Raw genomic sequence first — 16,878 nt, forward strand, 5'->3', positions numbered from 1 at the left:
CAAGGGGATCATGAATAAAGCTGCCACATGACTGATCTATTCTTTTGAACTGATGCATATCTTAGAGTGAAGATGTTTTCATCTCGTTACCCAGACTAGCATCCCGCTAGTCTTCTTTTATGCCGTTAAAAGGCTGGCTTTCAGCGCTAACACACGCTTCCCCTTCGTTTTTTGATCCACCAACGCAAAATCTCCATTCTCATACGCTAATGAAAATAATTGTTCGATATGAAACACACCTGTCTGAAACCGCCTGCTCAATAAATGCAATGCCGCAGCAGAGGCGACTTGAGCTGTTGCTTGAGACTCATCATGCCCTTTTATTCCAAGCGCTGCTTGATGAATCTTATTCCCCTTCATTCCTGTCGCCTCCACTTTCACTGCATATTGATCTGTTCCCATTTTAGCAGATTGAATCATGGAAATGGCACGTTCCTTGATTTTCGGCATAGTGAGAAGTGATGTCATTCCAATGCTCCTTGTGAAGGCAAATGCCCGCGTTGCCGCGCGAGAATCAAAACATAGCCTTGTTGTCACAGAAGGCACGCTGAGCGTCAAAGGCAATGTCTGCTGATCAGAGAAGGGGAACTGATAGGCTTGCCGCTTTCCAAGTTTCACACCAAAATCTATACGCTTGCCCCCGGTAAAGCTTTTGACTCTTTTATGCTGATGATGCTTAGTAATCACATAATTAGTATGGACATTGTCAAGCGTCCATTCAATGGCGGCTTTTCCATGCTGATCACCCAATCCCAGCATAATCCCTATATCTATTTGATTCACTGATGAGAGCATAGATGCTGCTTTTGCTGCCAATAAGTTCGTAAGACCAGGCGCAAGCCCGACACTGAGTAAAGCCGTTGCACGGGTGTGCTGCTGATCCAGTTTTGCCACCTGTTCCATGTACGACCCTTTCGCAGAGATATCTATATAATCAATGCCTGACCGCAGAACTGTTTCAGCAAATGACGGATCTTCTTGATCAAGGCACATGATCACCAATTTTGTTTGATCCACCCAGTCCGAAAATAACGGCTCACTGACATCTAGTTGATAGGGAAGAACTTTCCCTTTTGTCTGGCGTGAAAATTTCTCAGCCTTCTCATAGCTTCTGCCTGCCGCTACAATTTGCCCGGGATACACTTTGCTTAGCTGAAGACATATTTGCTGTCCAACATGTCCATAGCCGCCTATTACCATCACCTGTGATCTCATTTCTCATCCGCCTCTCTACGACCTCGCTTGCAAACAAGCCCCTTAATCATTCCTGCCTGAAAATAAGGTCTGATGTCTTCAAATCCTGCTTTGATTAAATGCTCTTTTATTTCTTCATCGGGAACAGGGTGTGTCGTGTGTCCCAGCCTGTTTTTAAAGGACGTAAACACTTCCTTTTCTAGGCCTTGTCGCTGCATGAAAAGAGACAGCATGTGAAGCTCCTGTTGAAATGCTTGGGACTTCAACTCTCCCTGTATAAATGCCAACACAAACGGCGCACCTGGTTGAAGCCTGCGGGCAACCTCCTCTAAAAAGAGCTGACGCTTTTCTATAAAATGAATGACAAGCAAGCTCACCGCTGCATCGTAAACAGTTTCAGCTGAAACTTTATCTAATGAGACCTCATGCCATGTGACACGCGCCTCCATCTCAAGCTGTGCAACTCGCTGTTTCGCCATGTCCAGCATAGAAGGTGACGGATCGACCCCTGTGATGAGCCAGTCTTCCTTTCTTTGAAGCATGTTGATGATCTCTTCGCCCCCGCCCGCTCCAACAGTCAGGATGCAGGAAGCCGCTCCCTTTAATTCAGTTTCTAATACGTCTATTGTCAACTCATGCAATAGCTGATAGCCGGGTACTTTATGGGCAATCGTCGCTGCATATGACTCAGCAACGGGATCGTGCCAATGCTGGTTTCCTTTCATATCATTCTCCTCCAGTTCCTTTCCGCTTTACATCGTTTCCTGTACACTAACGGTATGATATCTTTATTGTAAAAAGAGACAACAGAAAACACGATCCCTAAAAGTGGGGATTTTTGAGGAGGAGATTATGTGACCAATCCAGCCACTCATTTTCAGCAGCTGAGACAACACATTCGGGACGAACTTGCTGCCGTCCTTGATTTTGATGCCGCCTGTATCACGACCATTGATCCAGCCACTCTCCTCTCGACAGGTTCCTTCACAGATGAACCAATTGAAGAAATTCATGACCAGCTGTTTCAAAATGAGTTCTTAAAAAAGGACGTGCATCAGCATGAGACTCTAGCCAAAGGCCCTATTCATGCTGCTAGCCTAGTCCAAAGCGGGGAATATCTCGACAGTGAGCGCTACCAAGACATTTTGTTACCTAAAGGATGGTCTGATGAATTGCGGGCAGCTCTTGTGATTCAAGGAGAATGCTGGGGCATTGCCAGCCTCTATCGTCTAAAGGACAAGGAACCTTTTCAAGAAAAAGATATCCGAGTGGTCATCGAACAAACACCTAGGCTCGCAGCCAAGCTGAGAGATGAACTTTTCAAGAAAAGAGATACGGAAGAGAATGCGGCGGCGGAGCAGCAAGGCTTCCTCATTCTCTCGCACGATTACAACCTTCTTTATGGAAATGAAACGGGTCTTCATTGGCTTCAGACGTTTCAAGCCTTTGAACAAATTCATGACAAGGCGATTATGCCGCGCCCGTTTAGAGCATTAGGGGCTAAACTTTTATACGGCGGTATTGAGCAAACAGCGGCAAGTATGACGAGATTGCCTACGGGGCTGTTCCTCTCTCTTCAAGCATTTCGATTAACTCAGGCAGCAGGGCAGGAAGAAGCTGTCATGATTCACATCAAGAGAGCCCAAACCAATGATATTCTTCCTTATGCAGCAAAAACGTACAAGCTGACAGAAAGAGAGATGAACGTACTAGACTGCTTATTAAAGGGACAGTCTACAAAGGAAATTGCCAGTACTTTATTTATTTCAACCCATACCGTCCATGACCATGTGAAGGCGATGCTGCAAAAGACAAATTTGAGCAGCAGACGGATGCTTGTTTACTTTTTCTCTCACATTTAAAAAAAGCGGCTACCTCACTGGTAGACCGCTTTTTTGTTTATTTTCCTAGAACTAACTCATGCAGGATATGGGCAACGCCGGCTTCATTATTGGATTTTGTCACAACATCCGCTACTGCTTTGACATCATCAATGGCATTTCCCATGGCAACGCCGCAGCCCGCAAATTCCAGCATCGATACGTCGTTCCCATTGTCACCAATGGCCATGACCTCTTCACGAGCAATCCCCAGTTCTTTCGCTAGAAGCTTCACGGCATTCCCTTTGCTGACTTCAGGATGCAGGATTTCAAGGAAGAAATCTGTGCTTTTCACCATCATGTACTTGTCTTTTACTTCAGATGGAATGGCTTGTATCGTCTTTTCCAACCGTTCTGGCTGATCAATATACATCATCTTCGGAAGTCTCATTGATGGATCTGCCTCTTCAACAGGTAAATATTTAAGCGGCAGCTTTGTTAAATAAGATTCAAGTACTGTGTACTCACTAATATCACGATTCGGTGTGTACAAATGAGCTGAATCGAAATAATGCATCGGTGTATCAAGCTCACGGCTCAGCTTATATAAAGAAGTTAAATCCTCATAGGATAACGTCAGTTCTGACACTACTTCATTTGTGTGACTGTTTTGGACAAGCGCCCCATTGTAGGCAATCACATAATCTCCCTCTTGATTGAGCTGAAGATCATCTAGATAGCGATTCACTCCGCCAATAGGCCGTCCTGTACATAATACAATTTTAACGCCCTCTGCTTTCGCCTGTTGAATGGCTTCAAACACCTCATCCGGCACCATATGTTGATCATTTAATAACGTACCATCCATATCAATTGCAACTAATTTATACATTCACTGGTCCCCTTTTCTCAGCAAAAAATGTGCTGCACTATTTTGAGCCATCATCTATATGATGACAGGTTATATCATTACTATTTACCTATTTTAGCCTATCGTTTTTTCATCACGCTGTCTACTTGTTCTCACCTGTAACAAAATTGTCATATGCCTTCTCTATTATATCGTATTCTATTCATCCTGCTTTAAATAGAATTTCTGCCCTTTTCCAACGTGAAAATGAAGACAAATGTTCACCATTGAATATTTTGAAACTAGCAAATCTAATTGTATGATGGATAGCAAAGAAAGGAGGTGCAGGGAATGATTACGTTTACTAGAGGTAAATTGTCAAAAATGTCTGGTGTGCATATTGAAACCATTCGTTTTTATGAAAATGAGGGTGTGCTCCCCGAACCAAAGAGAGCACACAATGGCTATCGTTTATATGATAAAAAATATGTACTCATGCTATCCTTTATCACAGAAGCTAGAAAGCTAGATTTCTCACTCAAAGAAATTCGCGAAATTATCAAATCGCTATTTGAAAAACAATCAAAGACAGAAGCTGAACAGCTGCTCGAACAAAAAGTTGAGGATATTCAACACTCCATTCAAGAGTTAAAGAAGAGGAAAGCTGCCATTCAATTGTTAACAAAACAAACATTAGCGAACATCAGCTAATTGTAAGGGCTGCCAAAGATGTGCCAGTGTTTGCCGCTGGCGCCCCTCTCCGCCCAGGTGCCAAGTGCGCGTGCGATTCAAACATCAGTTATACTAGAGACAGCTTTACTTGATATCAAACGAGTGGAAGGGGTTTTGAATAGAATGAACATTGCAACCATTGGAACAGGTGTGATTGTGGAAGGCTTCTTGCAAGCGATTGACCAGCTTGACGGCGCTTCTTGTCATGCCGTCTATTCAAGAAAGGAAGCAACGGCAAAGAAGCTCGCAGACCAATTTGGTGTAAAAACGACTTATACAGATTTAACGGCTATGCTAGAAGATCCAAATATTGAAGCCGTTTATATTGCTTCACCGAATCGATTACATAGCGAGCATGCCATGGCTGCATTAAGAAACGGAAAACATGTGATTTGCGAAAAGCCTTTCACCTCTAATGTCAAAGAGCTGGAAGCCTTAATCGCACTCGCAAAGGAAAAGCAGCTTCTCCTATTTGAAGCCATTACGACTGTTCATATGCCAAACTATCATTTAATCAAAAAACACCTTCATCAATTAGGTAAAATCAAACTGGTTCAATGCAACTATAGTCAATATTCAAGCAAATATAATCAGCTGCTAGCCGGCGAAACGCCAAATGTCTTTAACCCTGAATTCTCAGGAGGAGCATTGATGGACATTAATATCTATAATGTCCATTTCATCATGAATCTCTTCGGATCACCGGAGCAGGTCCGCTACCAGGCAAACCGTCACCCAAATGGCATCGATACATCTGGTGTTTTAACTTTCACCTACAATGATTTCATTGCGACAAGTGCCGGCAGTAAAGATACAAGCAGCATGAATTTTGCATTGATTCAAGGTGAAAAGGGCTTCATTCATGTGAAAAATGGGGCGAATGGCTGCGAGGAAGTGCAGCTTCATGTGAATGACCAGGCGATCTCACTCAATGCACAAACAAATTCAAACCGCCTGTTTTATGAAGCAGAGGCTTTTCAGCACATCATTAAAACAAATAATCATGAACAGTGCTATGCATGGCTTGATGAAAGTCTCTCCGTCATGAAAGTCCTTGATGCCGCAAGAAAAGATGCAGGTATTGTTTTCCCAGCAGATCAATTTTAATGAAAAAACCGCCTTCTATGCGAGGGCGGTTTTTGATGATTAAATACTCTTTGAATAGGCAACAAGGCGCTGAGACATGTGGTTCACTTCATCGACTGAAGCATTTACTTGCTCTGTTAAAGCAGCCTGTGTTTGTGTAAGAGCTGTCATGTTCGAAATATTTTCAAGAATTTCATCAATTTGTGTTTTCATTTCCGTTAAACTAGATTCGATATTCTCCGTTGCATTGGCACTATGAAGCGCCAGTTTACGCACTTCATCTGCAACGACTGAGAATCCTCTTCCTTGTTCACCAGCTCTTGCTGCCTCAATCGCAGCATTTAGACCAAGCAAGTTCGTTTGGTTCGCTACTTCTTTGATCAAGTCAGAAATATTTTTCGTCTCATCTGCACTATTTTTTGCTAGATTGGCAGCAGATGTTGACTGCTCCTGTGCGACAGCAAGCTCTTGCGCTTGGTTTGTCACAGAGCTGATGCCTGATACCATCTCGCTGATTGAACTTGATAGCTGTTCTACTTGTGAAGCCATTTCATTCGCTGTTTTCTCTTTGTTTTTTTCTAACGTGATGTCACGAATGGTTCCAGCCACACGAAGAGGAACACCTTTTTCATCACGAATGGTTTCACCACCGGCATGATACCAGCGATACTCACCATTTTTGCTCTGCAATCTGTAATCAATATCAAATGGTGTGCGTCCTGAATGATCATTTAAATGATCTGCAAAAGCTTGGAGAGCCGCTTCTTGATCCTCAGGGTGCAAGCGGTCGCTCCAGCTGCTTAATACGTTCGGGAAATCCTTTTCGTCCGTAAAACCAAGCGTTTTTCTGAACTGCGGGGACCACCAGAACTCGTTATTCGGGTTGACTGGATCGCCGGCCTCTACGACCATGTCCCAAGGAGCCTCCACAAGCGCACGGTTGATCAAGTCATATCTCGTCACAAATGCTTGTAGTTCTTCTTCTTTCAATTTCTGATCATGAATATCAAAAAGAGCTCCCGCCACACGAAGAGGGACACCATTTCGATCACGAATGGTCGTGCCAGTTGCTTTGAACCAGCGATAATCTCCGTTCTTCAACTTCAAGCGATATTCGATATCATATGGTGTACGTCCCGAATGATCCGATAAATGCGAAGAGAATGCATTTAGGGTATATTCTTGTTCATCCGGATGAATTCGAGATGCCCAGCTGTCTAAAACGTTCGGAAAATCGTGCTCGTTTTGAAAGCCGATCATTTTGCGGAAATCATCCGTCCATGTGAATTCATTTTTTGGATTGACTGGATCTCCAGCGATCACGACCATATCCCATAAACCAACTTGAATGGCTTTTGTCACTAAATTCATCCGCATTTGAATATCTTCATTTACTTCCTGCATCTTTTGCAAAGCTTCATTTATTTGGGCTACTGCTTCAATCGTTTGACTTGAAGAGAATGCAGCAGTATCTATTCTTGCTGAAAGGTCTCCCTTCTCAATTCGTTCTACTAATCGACTGCTCTCATTTAAAAGGGTTCCCGACGATGAATCATTTGCTTTTCTCATAAACATCTTTCATAACTCCTTTCATTCCTTCATACTTTTTTGAAATATTTTACAGTTATAAACAATTCTTTATTAGGACTTTAGTAATACAAAAGATATATCGACAAAAACTGAAAATTGTTTATGTCAGAATGAAGGCAAATGTTCATTTTTTCACGAAGTTTCAGATTATGGGGGTGGGTCATGAATGATTCTATGGAAAAAAACGGCTCATTTGATAGAATCAACCGCCTTTTTTGTCTGAAAAATCTCTTTTTTTATATTGACACTGACGTCCCGAAAAAAGAAAATGGAACATAAGCATTTTTAAAAAAGGAGAACGTTATGAGCGCGAATCAGGAACAACAAGAATTAAAAAAGCTTTTATCACCGCGTCACATTCGCATGATTGCATTGGGCGGGGTCATTGGTACAGGAATCTTTAAAGGAAGTGCCGATACAATCGGTTTAGCAGGTCCTGGGGTCATCTTTTCCTATGTATTTGCTGGATTATTATTGCTCATCGTAATGGCAGCCTTAGCTGAAATGGCGATTGTCTATCCGGGAAATAACCTTCGCGACCTGATACAGATTGCGCTTGGTCAACGTTTTTCATTTGTTGTCGGCTGGGTTTACTGTTTCATGTGGCTCACTGTGTGTGTCATCGAGATTATTGCGGCAGGCAGCCTGCTTCAATACTGGTTACCGAACGTGCCGCTATGGTCACTTTGTTTACTCTGTTCTCTCTTAGTCATCGGAATTAACTTAAATAATGTAAAATACTTTGGTGAAATTGAGTTTTGGTTCGCTGGAATGAAGATTTTCGTTATTATTGTGTTTATTATTCTTGGTGCAGCTCTATTATTTGGGATCATTCCGAACGAACAAAGCACATCGGCACTCACCAACTATCAAAACTTCGTCCCGAACGGATGGGGGGCGATCTTTGCATCTTTATTAGTTGTTATTTTCTCTTATGGAGGCTCTGAATTGATTGGGCTAACCATTACAGAAACAAAGGATGCCGAAAAGGTCTTACCTGGTGTTGTTAAAAGTATGATGTGGCGTATTATCTTATTTTACACTTTGCCGATTTTGATCATCTGCGGACTCATTCCTTGGAATCAAATTGATCCAAATAACAGTCCATTTGTTCAAGTCTTTTCAGCAGCCGGTATGCAAGGTGCTTCTCACTTCATTAATTTTGTATTGATTACAGCCGTTCTATCAGCTGCCAATTCTGGCATTTATGGAACAACGAGAATGATGCATTCTCTCTCTAAATCAGATGGCGGTCCGAAAAAACTGGCACAGGTCAACAAAAGAGGCGTACCCATTTTGAGTTTATGGGTGACCGTTCTGTTTCTTCTCATCGGAACATTCTTTGCTTACTTATATCCAGAGCAAATTTTCAGTTATATGCTGGCTATTCCTGGTTTTGCTGTTTCACTCATTTGGATTAGCATTTGCCTGGCACATCTGAAACTTCGCCCGAAATATCCACAGGAGCCGTATTTCAAAGTGTGGCTGTTTCCGTATTTGACATTATTTGCAGATCTTGTGTTAAGTGTGAGTTTTGTGATGTTTCTATTCAGACAAGAAAACTTGCCTAGCTCGATTATCAGCATCGGTTTCTTAATCGCAGCCATCATCGCTTCATTCTTAATGAAAAAGAAGGCTTAAACACTAAAACCCGCCATTGAGGCGGGTTTTTTCATAAACTGCTGTCTTTTGTCACTTCAAAATCAACAGACGCTTTCGGTATGCCGTTGATGATGATTGTTAATGTATGAGTCCCCTCATAATGTTTTCTCGTCGTCATATTTTGAAAAGACTGTGACCTGACGAATTCTCTATGTAACGTTGCGTCTGTTTCAAACTCTGTGATTTTAAATACCTTCTGATTGCGGGTACCCCGAGCTTTGACGTAGTCTATGGCATACTCTACACGCAGCTTTAGCGGCTTTTCAGCTTGTAGGGTAAAATGAAATGTCATTTTCTCTCCGATTCGAATAGGATCTTGTACAATCTTCAAATCCGTTACCTGAACGGATGGATCGTCCCCATAGCCAAACAACGCCATAATAGCTGGATCTCCTTTTTTGAGTAAGGTACGAGATGCATGTTTGACAATCCAGTTCGTATGTTTGTTAGTTCCATACCAGCTTTGAACCGTCTGCTTCATCAGATCTGGCTGAATTGCAGAGATATCATTTAAATGATTCGCTACACTTTTTTGCACATACCGCGATGGGTCAGCATTCAAGTTTTCCAAAATGGGCAGCGTGACCGAAGGATTCTTTTTAAGTGAAGGGACAGATAAGCCCCATGGCAGACGCGGTCTGCAGCCTTCACTAGCCAGCCTCCGCAAATGTTCATCATGATCCTGAGACCATATGAGCATTTGCGCCAGCATTTTGTCCTGATCTTGAATCAGAAATGGCCGAACGGCAAATTCAGAAGTGGAAAAGGGTGTGAAGAATTCGAGCGCTTTGATCGAGAGGTCCCAGTATGCAAGGCCGTACGTCTCGACGTAGTCTGGAAATACGAGCGCACTAAGCCCTGAAAAATGCGGGGCTGCCTGACGCAGTACCTCAATTGCCTTCTCATAGTTTTGAGGCAGACAGGCGTGCATCGATTCAGTGACTCGTCGCATCCGCCCTTTTAATTCAAGCTGCTGCCAATCCTCTTGAAATACGAGCCGCTTGAATGGCTCAGCATCAAATCCAGACGAAGCCTGCGCAAGTTTCTCCGCTAATTCTTGGATAAATAATTCATTGTACACATGTTTTAATGGTTCGATCGTGTCCGCCTCCCACATCTCAATATCATTATTTTACCCCAATCTGAAGAAAGTGGTATCACATCACACAAAAACAGCCCGACTCATATGAATCAGACTGCTTGTTCGCTATATAAACATATTAATAATCATAATAAATGCAATGGCACTAACGGAAATGATCGTCTCCATAGCCGTCCATGTCAAAAACGTCTCTTTAATGGTCATACCAAAATACTCCTTGATCAGCCAAAAACCAGAATCATTGACGTGAGATAAAATTAACGAACCCGCTCCTGTTGCTAACACAAGCAGCTCCCTGCTCACATCCGGCATAGTTGCAGCAATTGGTGCTACAATACCTGCTGCCGTCATCATGGATACCGTCGCAGATCCTGTTGCCACACGAATCACTGCAGCAATCAGCCAGCTAAGCAAAATCGGTGAAATCGGCGAGTGTTTGGCTAAATCTGCAATATAATCACCAACACCCGAATCAATGAGCACATTGTTGAAAGCTCCGCCTGCTCCAATAACAAGCAAAATGGAAGCGATCGGACCTAAGCACTCATTACTAAAGGAAAGCACCCGGTCACGGCTCATTCCTTGCATAAAGCCAAGACTGAAGAAAGAATAAACCGTTGCAATCAGCAATGCTGTTATCGGATCTCCGATGTACTTGAATACCTGAAACCACATATTGCCCTCTGGTAAGATAATGTCCGCCAATGTGGCAAGAAGCATCAGAATCACCGGCACCAATATGGTAAACATCGTATTCACAAAGCCGGGGAGTCTTCGATCTTCATTGCGTTCAGTGAATTGCTTTCTCAGCATCTCCGGAACGGGTTTATGTATACGTTTTCCAATCCACTTACCATATAGCGGTCCAGCAATAATCGCTGTCGGCAATCCCACAATAATAGAGAAGAAAATGGTTTTCCCCACGTTGGCATGATAGATGCCAACGGCTGCCATTGCCGCTGGATGAGGCGGGACTAGCCCATGCACGACAGACAGGCCAGCGATTAACGAGATCCCAATGGTCACGAGCGAGATGCCTGTTTCAATGGCAATTGTAAAAAGTAAAGGAATGAGAAGAACGAAACCGACCTGGAAAAAGACAGGTATCCCCACGATAAAAGCAACAAACATCATTGCCCAATGCACATTTTTCGTCCCAAACCGCCCGATTAGAGTTTGCGCTATTCGCTCTGCTCCCCCTGATTCAGCCATCATTTTCCCAAGCATGGTACCAAGCGCTAGAACAATAGCCAGCAATGATAACGTATTGCCTAATCCCGTTTTAATCGATTGAATGATTTCCTGCAAATCCATCCCCGTCGCAAAGCCTACTAGCATCGAAGTAATAATTAAGCTCACAAACGGATTCAACTTAGCGACTGTAATGAGAATGAGTAAAAGGACAATCGCCGCAATCACAATGAATAAAAGCATGTTCTCCCACCTTTTCCCTGATGTTTAACGATTTTGTTTTAATTGCAGCGCACTAATGACATCAAATTCATCCTTCAGTTTGTCGTAGAGGCGCTCATATAAATAAAACAACTCTATGTAAGTTTCATTGTTTTTCATATTAGGTTCATGACGAGCAGAGATTCGAATCCACTCTTGAACCTCTTCTATCTCTTCCATATGACCTAAACTATGTAGTGCAAGGACAGCAGCCCCCAGTGCTGACGCCTCGTAGCTTTCTGGAACAAGCACTTCTCTACCCATCGTATCCGCTAAAATTTGCCGCCACAGCGGAGATCGTGCAAATCCGCCCGAAGCTCTGACATCCTTTGCCGAACCGGTTAAATCTCTTAAGGCAACACCGATCGAGAAAACACTCATAATGACGCCTTCCAACACAGCTCTAATAAAATGCTCCCGCTTATGCTGAAGACCAATTCCAAAGAAGGTGCCTCTCGCATTTGGATTCCAATAAGGTGCACGCTCACCTGATAAAAATGGCAGAAACAGCAAACCCTCAGAACCAGCTGGAACCTTTTCCGCGATATCCATCATCAGATCGTAAGGGTCCACACCTAGACGCTTTGCTACCTCCACCTCTGACGACCCGAATTCATCCTTCAGCCATCTCAGCATGATCCCGCCATTATTGGTCGGTCCTCCTACAACCCAATGCTTATCTGTCAGGGCATAGCAGAACGTTCTTGATTGCTCATCTGTAATTGGTTTGTCCACAACCGTACGGACCGCACCGCTTGTCCCAATCGTCACAGCTACCTCTCCTTGACCAATCGCGCCCACACCTAAATTCGCTAGAACGCCATCATTCGCACCAATGACAAATGGTGTATCTTCTTTAATGCCCATGCGCAGTGCAATCTCTGGCTGAAGTCCTCTCAGTTGATATGTCGTTGGGACAAGTTCGGATAGTTGACTGGCTTCAATTCCAGCAATACGAAGCGCCTTCTCATCCCATTGAAGCGTTTCCAAATGAAACATGCCCGTTGCTGAAGCGATTGAATAATCGACGACATACTGACCGAAGAAATGATAAAGAATATATTCTTTGATCGAGATAAATTTTGCTGCCTTCTTAAAGACATTCGGTGCCATTTCTTTCATCCAACGTATTTTTGAAAGCGGTGACATTGGATGGATCGGAGTACCTGTCCTTTTATAAATGTGGAAGCCATCCATATCTGATTTAATTCGTTTCGCTTGTTCTGCACTTCTGTTATCTGCCCAAATGATACTGTTCGTTAGCGTCTTTCCATCCTGATCCATCACAATTAAGGAATGCATCGCTGTACTGATCCCGATGCCTATAAGATTTTCTTCATCAAATGCTGCTTCCGTCAATGCACCTCTTACACTCGCAATGACGGCTTCTAATATCTTCTCAGGGTCCTGCTCAACCCATGCTGGCTGGGGCTGAATGAGCTCATAAGGAACTGAATGCTTGGATAATACCTTCCCCTGAGGTCCAAACAGAACCGCCTTTGTACTTGTTGTTCCTATATCCAAACCAATTACCGCCTGGTTCCCCTTCATCTGTATCACGCCCAATCATTGATTTGAAGTCATATATGTAGTTTTTGAATGCCTGCTAAATCCCATTATAAAAATAATTTTTTCGACATTCAACGACCGAAAAGAAAATTATTTTCAATAAAAAGCTCACAATCGTTACCACATCAGCATTTTTCATTATCAGAAAAATTTATTTTTGGAATCATTACACCCTTTTTTGTGAAATGGTTTCTCGCATTTGTTTTAAATTCGTTATTGTTTCCTGCTGCCTTAAATGAGCAAGTGCAAAATATAGAACGTCAATGACCGTCAGCTGAGCAAGTCTTGCGGACATTGCTTCTGTTCGAAAAGCCGTTTCTTGCGTTGCTGTATACAACGTGACATCTGCAAGCTGGCTCAATGGAGAGCGCTGATAGCTTGTAATGCCAATGGTTTTGGCTCCTTTTTCCTTTGCCGTTTTCATCGCATCGAGCAAATCTTTATTACGTCCAGAATGAGAAATACCAATCACTGTACTGTGCTGGTCAAGAAGACCAGCAGACATCGCTTGAAAGTGAGAATCTGTGTGAACAATACAGTTGATGCCTGTCCTCATAAATTTATGAAAAGCGTCAGTCGCAATGAGGCCAGACCCACCACTCCCATAAAACTCTAAGCGTTTTGCTTCATGAATGATTTGTATGGTCTTTTCTACATCCCCTGGATTCAATAATTGAAAGCTATCCTTTAATGCAGATATATTCGTCTGAAAAACCTTTTGCATAAAAACAGCCATATCATCATCAAGACTCATTTCTTCATCTACATAATTAGGCTTTGTTTGGTCTATTTCCTGGGCAATAGCAATCTTCAAATCTTGAAAGCCCTCAAATCCAAGCCTTTTACAAAGACGAAAAATCGTTGCCTCTGAGCTTGCGGTCTTTTTCGCAAGTTCCACAATAGACAAATGGATGATGTCCCGGGGCTCACTCGTAATATGCTCTGCAATTGCTTTCAGCTTTGGCGGCAACCCTCTGCTTGCTGCTCGTATTTTTTCAATACTACTTAAACTAACAGAAGCCAATTGACTTCACTCCTCCCTTATTCATGTGAACGCATACATTTCCTCATGTTCCCATCTTATAAAAAAGAAGCCTGTTTGCACAGACTTCTTTTTTAAGCGCTCATTGTTTTGATCAATAAATCAAAGAAAGCGTCAACATCTACATCCGTACACACTTGAACGTTTCGCTCTTTCTCCCATTGATGCTGAAAATCACAGATCATCTGTCCATCACAAAGCTCACTCTTCGTCTCGACATCCACATGAAAGGCCTGTGTGCTCACGAGCTGCTTGTCAATGGCAAGACTGACAGCAAGCGGATCATGCATGGCACACGCCCACACACCATTCCGCTCAAAATAGCGCTGACGGTAAATGCTTGTGCTCTCTCTAATATATTGGGCTAATGTTTCATTCTGAATCGCATCGATTCTTTCATCCGTAAGCAAGACCTGTCTCGTGACATCTAAACCCACTTGAGTCAATAAAGGGAATCCTGCATTCAGCACTAACTTCGCCGCTTCTGGGTCTGCATATGTATTAAATTCCGCAACCGGCGTGACATTCCCCTGTCCTTCAACGACACCACCCATAAAAATGACTTCTTTCACGTGATGAATCAGCTCAGGACACTTTTTCACTGCAAGGGCTAAATTCGTTAAAGGTCCTGTCAACACAAGCGTAACCTGCTTCGAATACTGCATCACCCGGTCGATGATAAAATCAGGCGCAAAACCAGCATCTGCTTTTTTCATAGGCTGAGCATCCTTTAAAGCACCGCCAATCCCATCCTCTCCGTGAACCAGATGTTCATAATGGGGCGCTCTTAAAAGAGGCGTTGCTGCACCTTTGATGACAGGAATATCATCTGTCTCAACCAGCTCAAGCACTTTACACGTATTCAATGTAGCCGCATCGACAGACACATTCCCACACACCGTTGTAATCCCCAACATATCAAACCGATTACTTTTCACTGCCAGCAATATCCCGATGGCATCATCTATTCCAGTGTCTACGTCCAAGATCAATTTCTTTTTATTTGCCATGGTTGAAATCTCTCCCTTATTTGAAAGTGTTGTTAGGGGAATGATAGCATATGCCTTTTTCAACGATTGGGAGATAATCAGAAGTTGAACACTTGTAATTACTCTTTTTCTCCGATGTCTTTGAGATACTGTTCGCGTTCTTTTTCAGAGAGTCTTTTAAGATAGTTTTCCTTTATTTCAGGCTCATCTTTATATTTATCCCAGTCTTTAAATCGATAAGACAACTCTGGAGAATAGCTCATTGAACCAATTTCCTTAGATTTATGCATTAATGATGCTGAGAAATAAAATTTTTCAGGCTCATCATTTATATAACCATCAACTGTTACATATCCCATTGGACTTATGACTACCTTTTTTTTGAATGTTATTTTCTCTATAAAATGATGGATATCTTTATTTTGTAATCGTTCTTCTATTTTGGATTTCATCTTCTCTGCATAATCTTCTGCTTTTTCTTGATCGCTTTTCTCTTGCACCGCATCATTCGATTGACTTTGCTTATTGTGCTGAACGATTAATGAAGTTACTGAGAAAAAGATGATCCCAATCAATACAGATACAAGTTTTATTGTATTTTTCATATCTAGCACTTCCACCTTTTTATGAATGAAACATAAAAAAGGCACGTAAATACCTGTTTTACTCTTTTTCTCCAATGTCTTTCAGATACTGTTCGCGTTCCTTCTTGGTGAAACATTTAAGGTAATTTTCTTTTATTTCCGGCTCATCTTTATATTCTTCCCAATCTATGAAGCGGTCGGATAAATCAGAGTCAAAACTCATTGAACCTATTTTTTTAGCTCTATATTGTAAAGAAGCTGAGAATCCGTACTTCTCCGGTTCATCATTTATATATCCATCAATCGTAATATCTCCCATAGGGTTGATGTTCACGTCTTTTTCAAATGTTATGGTTTTAATAAATTGATGAATGTCTCTTTTATGTAAATGCTCTTCTATCTTAGGCTTCATCTTCTCTGCGAGTTCTTCTGCCTTTTCTTCATCGCTCTTCTCTTCCACTACATCATCTGACAGACTCTGATTCATGTACTCTACAACAAACGCAGTTACTGAGATGATAACGACCACAATTAATATAGAAAATTTCATTGTATTTCTCATAAAAAATAAAAACTCCTTAATGAACCTTTAATCAATCTACCAATGAAATTGACACAAATAAAAACAGGTAGGTGAGTACCTGCTTCCTGCTCTACTCTTTTTCTCCAATATCCTTAAGATACTGTTCGCGTTCTTTTTCGGAAAGGCTATTTAGAAAATCTTCTTTCACTTGCGGATCAAAATCATCCCAATTCTCGAAACGGTCTGATAGGTCAGGATCATAGCTCATCGAATCTACTTTGTCAGATTCGTATCTTAATAATGCTTCAAAACCAAATCTCTCAGGGTCATCATTGATATATCCTCTAATCATGATATGTCCCATCGGATTGATCGTGACTTGATTTTTAAACGTAATCTTTTTTATGAATCCGTGAATATCTGACTCACGTAAATCCTCTTCTACTTTTGGCTTCATTTTCTTTGCATACTCTTCTGCCTTTTCTTGGTCGCTTTTCTCTTTTTGTTGCATACTGTTATTCCCTCCAGCATCATGGGATTGGTCTCGCTTATGTTGGATAATTAAAACGGCTGACATAATAATGATAATAAGGATAAAAACAAACAAAAAAATTTTGAGGTATTTCATGTTATAATATCCACCTTTTCAACTTCAAATGTACCTCTAATCATAGTTAAATATT

16 protein-coding genes are annotated in these 16,878 nt (G+C 42.0%); 4 read left to right on the forward strand and 12 right to left on the reverse strand.

Translation table 11 applies throughout. The features are described 5' to 3' along the window. Positions 1 to 117 precede the first annotated feature (117 nt). Positions 118 to 1,215, reverse strand: a complete 1,098-nt coding sequence (locus tag SB660_RS04395; RefSeq protein WP_410581519.1) for a saccharopine dehydrogenase family protein — start codon at positions 1,213 to 1,215, stop codon at positions 118 to 120. Next, positions 1,212 to 1,919 carry a class I SAM-dependent methyltransferase gene (locus tag SB660_RS04400; protein WP_306011457.1) on the reverse strand — a complete coding sequence of 236 codons (708 nt, stop codon included), beginning with the start codon at positions 1,917 to 1,919 and terminating at the stop codon, positions 1,212 to 1,214. Before SB660_RS04400 ends, SB660_RS04395 begins: the two co-directional genes overlap by 4 nt. A gap of 129 nt (positions 1,920 to 2,048) precedes the next feature. Between SB660_RS04400 and SB660_RS04405 the strand changes: the two genes are divergently transcribed. Continuing rightward, entirely contained in the window at positions 2,049 to 3,056 is a 1,008-nt protein-coding gene (locus tag SB660_RS04405) for a helix-turn-helix transcriptional regulator (RefSeq protein ID WP_410581521.1), read from the forward strand. 37 nt (positions 3,057 to 3,093) lie between these two features. Here SB660_RS04405 and yidA read toward each other — a convergent pair whose 3' ends face one another. Further along, the gene (gene yidA, locus SB660_RS04410) at positions 3,094 to 3,906 is read right to left on the reverse strand and encodes a sugar-phosphatase (protein WP_169056025.1); all 813 of its coding nucleotides are present in this window, start codon (positions 3,904 to 3,906) and stop codon (positions 3,094 to 3,096) included. Positions 3,907 to 4,215: 309 nt separating this feature from the next. On the opposite strand from yidA, the gene SB660_RS04415 reads away from it, so the two are divergent. Together SB660_RS04415 and SB660_RS04420 are read left to right on the forward strand one after the other, a co-directional pair. Next, entirely contained in the window at positions 4,216 to 4,575 is a 360-nt protein-coding gene (locus SB660_RS04415; RefSeq protein WP_039182663.1) for a MerR family transcriptional regulator, read from the forward strand. A 144-nt stretch (positions 4,576 to 4,719) separates the two neighbouring features. Continuing rightward, complete coding sequence (locus tag SB660_RS04420) at positions 4,720 to 5,703, forward strand: Gfo/Idh/MocA family protein (protein ID WP_410581649.1); 984 nt, start codon at positions 4,720 to 4,722, stop codon at positions 5,701 to 5,703. 39 nt (positions 5,704 to 5,742) lie between these two features. Here SB660_RS04420 and SB660_RS04425 read toward each other — a convergent pair whose 3' ends face one another. After that, positions 5,743 to 7,257: a methyl-accepting chemotaxis protein gene (locus SB660_RS04425; protein ID WP_169056026.1), complete on the reverse strand. Its 1,515-nt coding sequence runs from the start codon at positions 7,255 to 7,257 to the stop codon at positions 5,743 to 5,745. Between the two features lie 318 nt (positions 7,258 to 7,575). Between SB660_RS04425 and SB660_RS04430 the strand changes: the two genes are divergently transcribed. After that, positions 7,576 to 8,913, forward strand: coding sequence for an amino acid permease (locus tag SB660_RS04430; RefSeq protein WP_410581524.1), 1,338 nt, complete (start codon positions 7,576 to 7,578; stop codon positions 8,911 to 8,913). Between the two features lie 31 nt (positions 8,914 to 8,944). Here the strand turns inward: SB660_RS04430 and SB660_RS04435 are convergent, their stop codons facing one another. From SB660_RS04435 to SB660_RS04470, 8 genes are all read right to left on the reverse strand, one after another. Then, entirely contained in the window at positions 8,945 to 10,051 is a 1,107-nt protein-coding gene (locus SB660_RS04435) for a DNA alkylation repair protein (RefSeq protein WP_339164524.1), read from the reverse strand. A 90-nt stretch (positions 10,052 to 10,141) separates the two neighbouring features. Further along, entirely contained in the window at positions 10,142 to 11,470 is a 1,329-nt protein-coding gene (locus SB660_RS04440; RefSeq protein WP_339164526.1) for a GntP family permease, read from the reverse strand. A gap of 24 nt (positions 11,471 to 11,494) precedes the next feature. Beyond that, positions 11,495 to 13,039: a gluconokinase gene (gene gntK, locus SB660_RS04445; RefSeq protein WP_058013286.1), complete on the reverse strand. Its 1,545-nt coding sequence runs from the start codon at positions 13,037 to 13,039 to the stop codon at positions 11,495 to 11,497. 184 nt (positions 13,040 to 13,223) lie between these two features. Further along, a complete protein-coding gene (locus SB660_RS04450) occupies positions 13,224 to 14,081 on the reverse strand; it encodes a MurR/RpiR family transcriptional regulator (protein WP_410581527.1) in 858 nt (285 codons plus the stop codon). Positions 14,082 to 14,173: 92 nt separating this feature from the next. Continuing rightward, positions 14,174 to 15,109, reverse strand: a complete 936-nt coding sequence (locus tag SB660_RS04455) for a nucleoside hydrolase (RefSeq protein WP_410581529.1) — start codon at positions 15,107 to 15,109, stop codon at positions 14,174 to 14,176. Positions 15,110 to 15,207: 98 nt separating this feature from the next. After that, a complete protein-coding gene (locus tag SB660_RS04460; protein ID WP_339164530.1) occupies positions 15,208 to 15,693 on the reverse strand; it encodes a DUF1433 domain-containing protein in 486 nt (161 codons plus the stop codon). Positions 15,694 to 15,751: 58 nt separating this feature from the next. Then, entirely contained in the window at positions 15,752 to 16,234 is a 483-nt protein-coding gene (locus SB660_RS04465) for a DUF1433 domain-containing protein (protein WP_410581531.1), read from the reverse strand. Positions 16,235 to 16,325: 91 nt separating this feature from the next. Then, the gene (locus SB660_RS04470; RefSeq protein WP_169056032.1) at positions 16,326 to 16,823 is read right to left on the reverse strand and encodes a DUF1433 domain-containing protein; all 498 of its coding nucleotides are present in this window, start codon (positions 16,821 to 16,823) and stop codon (positions 16,326 to 16,328) included. Between the last annotated feature and the right edge of the window lie 55 nt (positions 16,824 to 16,878).

Source organism: Bacillus sp. SIMBA_005 (genome assembly GCF_046535585.1).
GTDB classification, from domain to species: Bacteria; Bacillota; Bacilli; order Bacillales; family Bacillaceae; genus Bacillus; species Bacillus pumilus.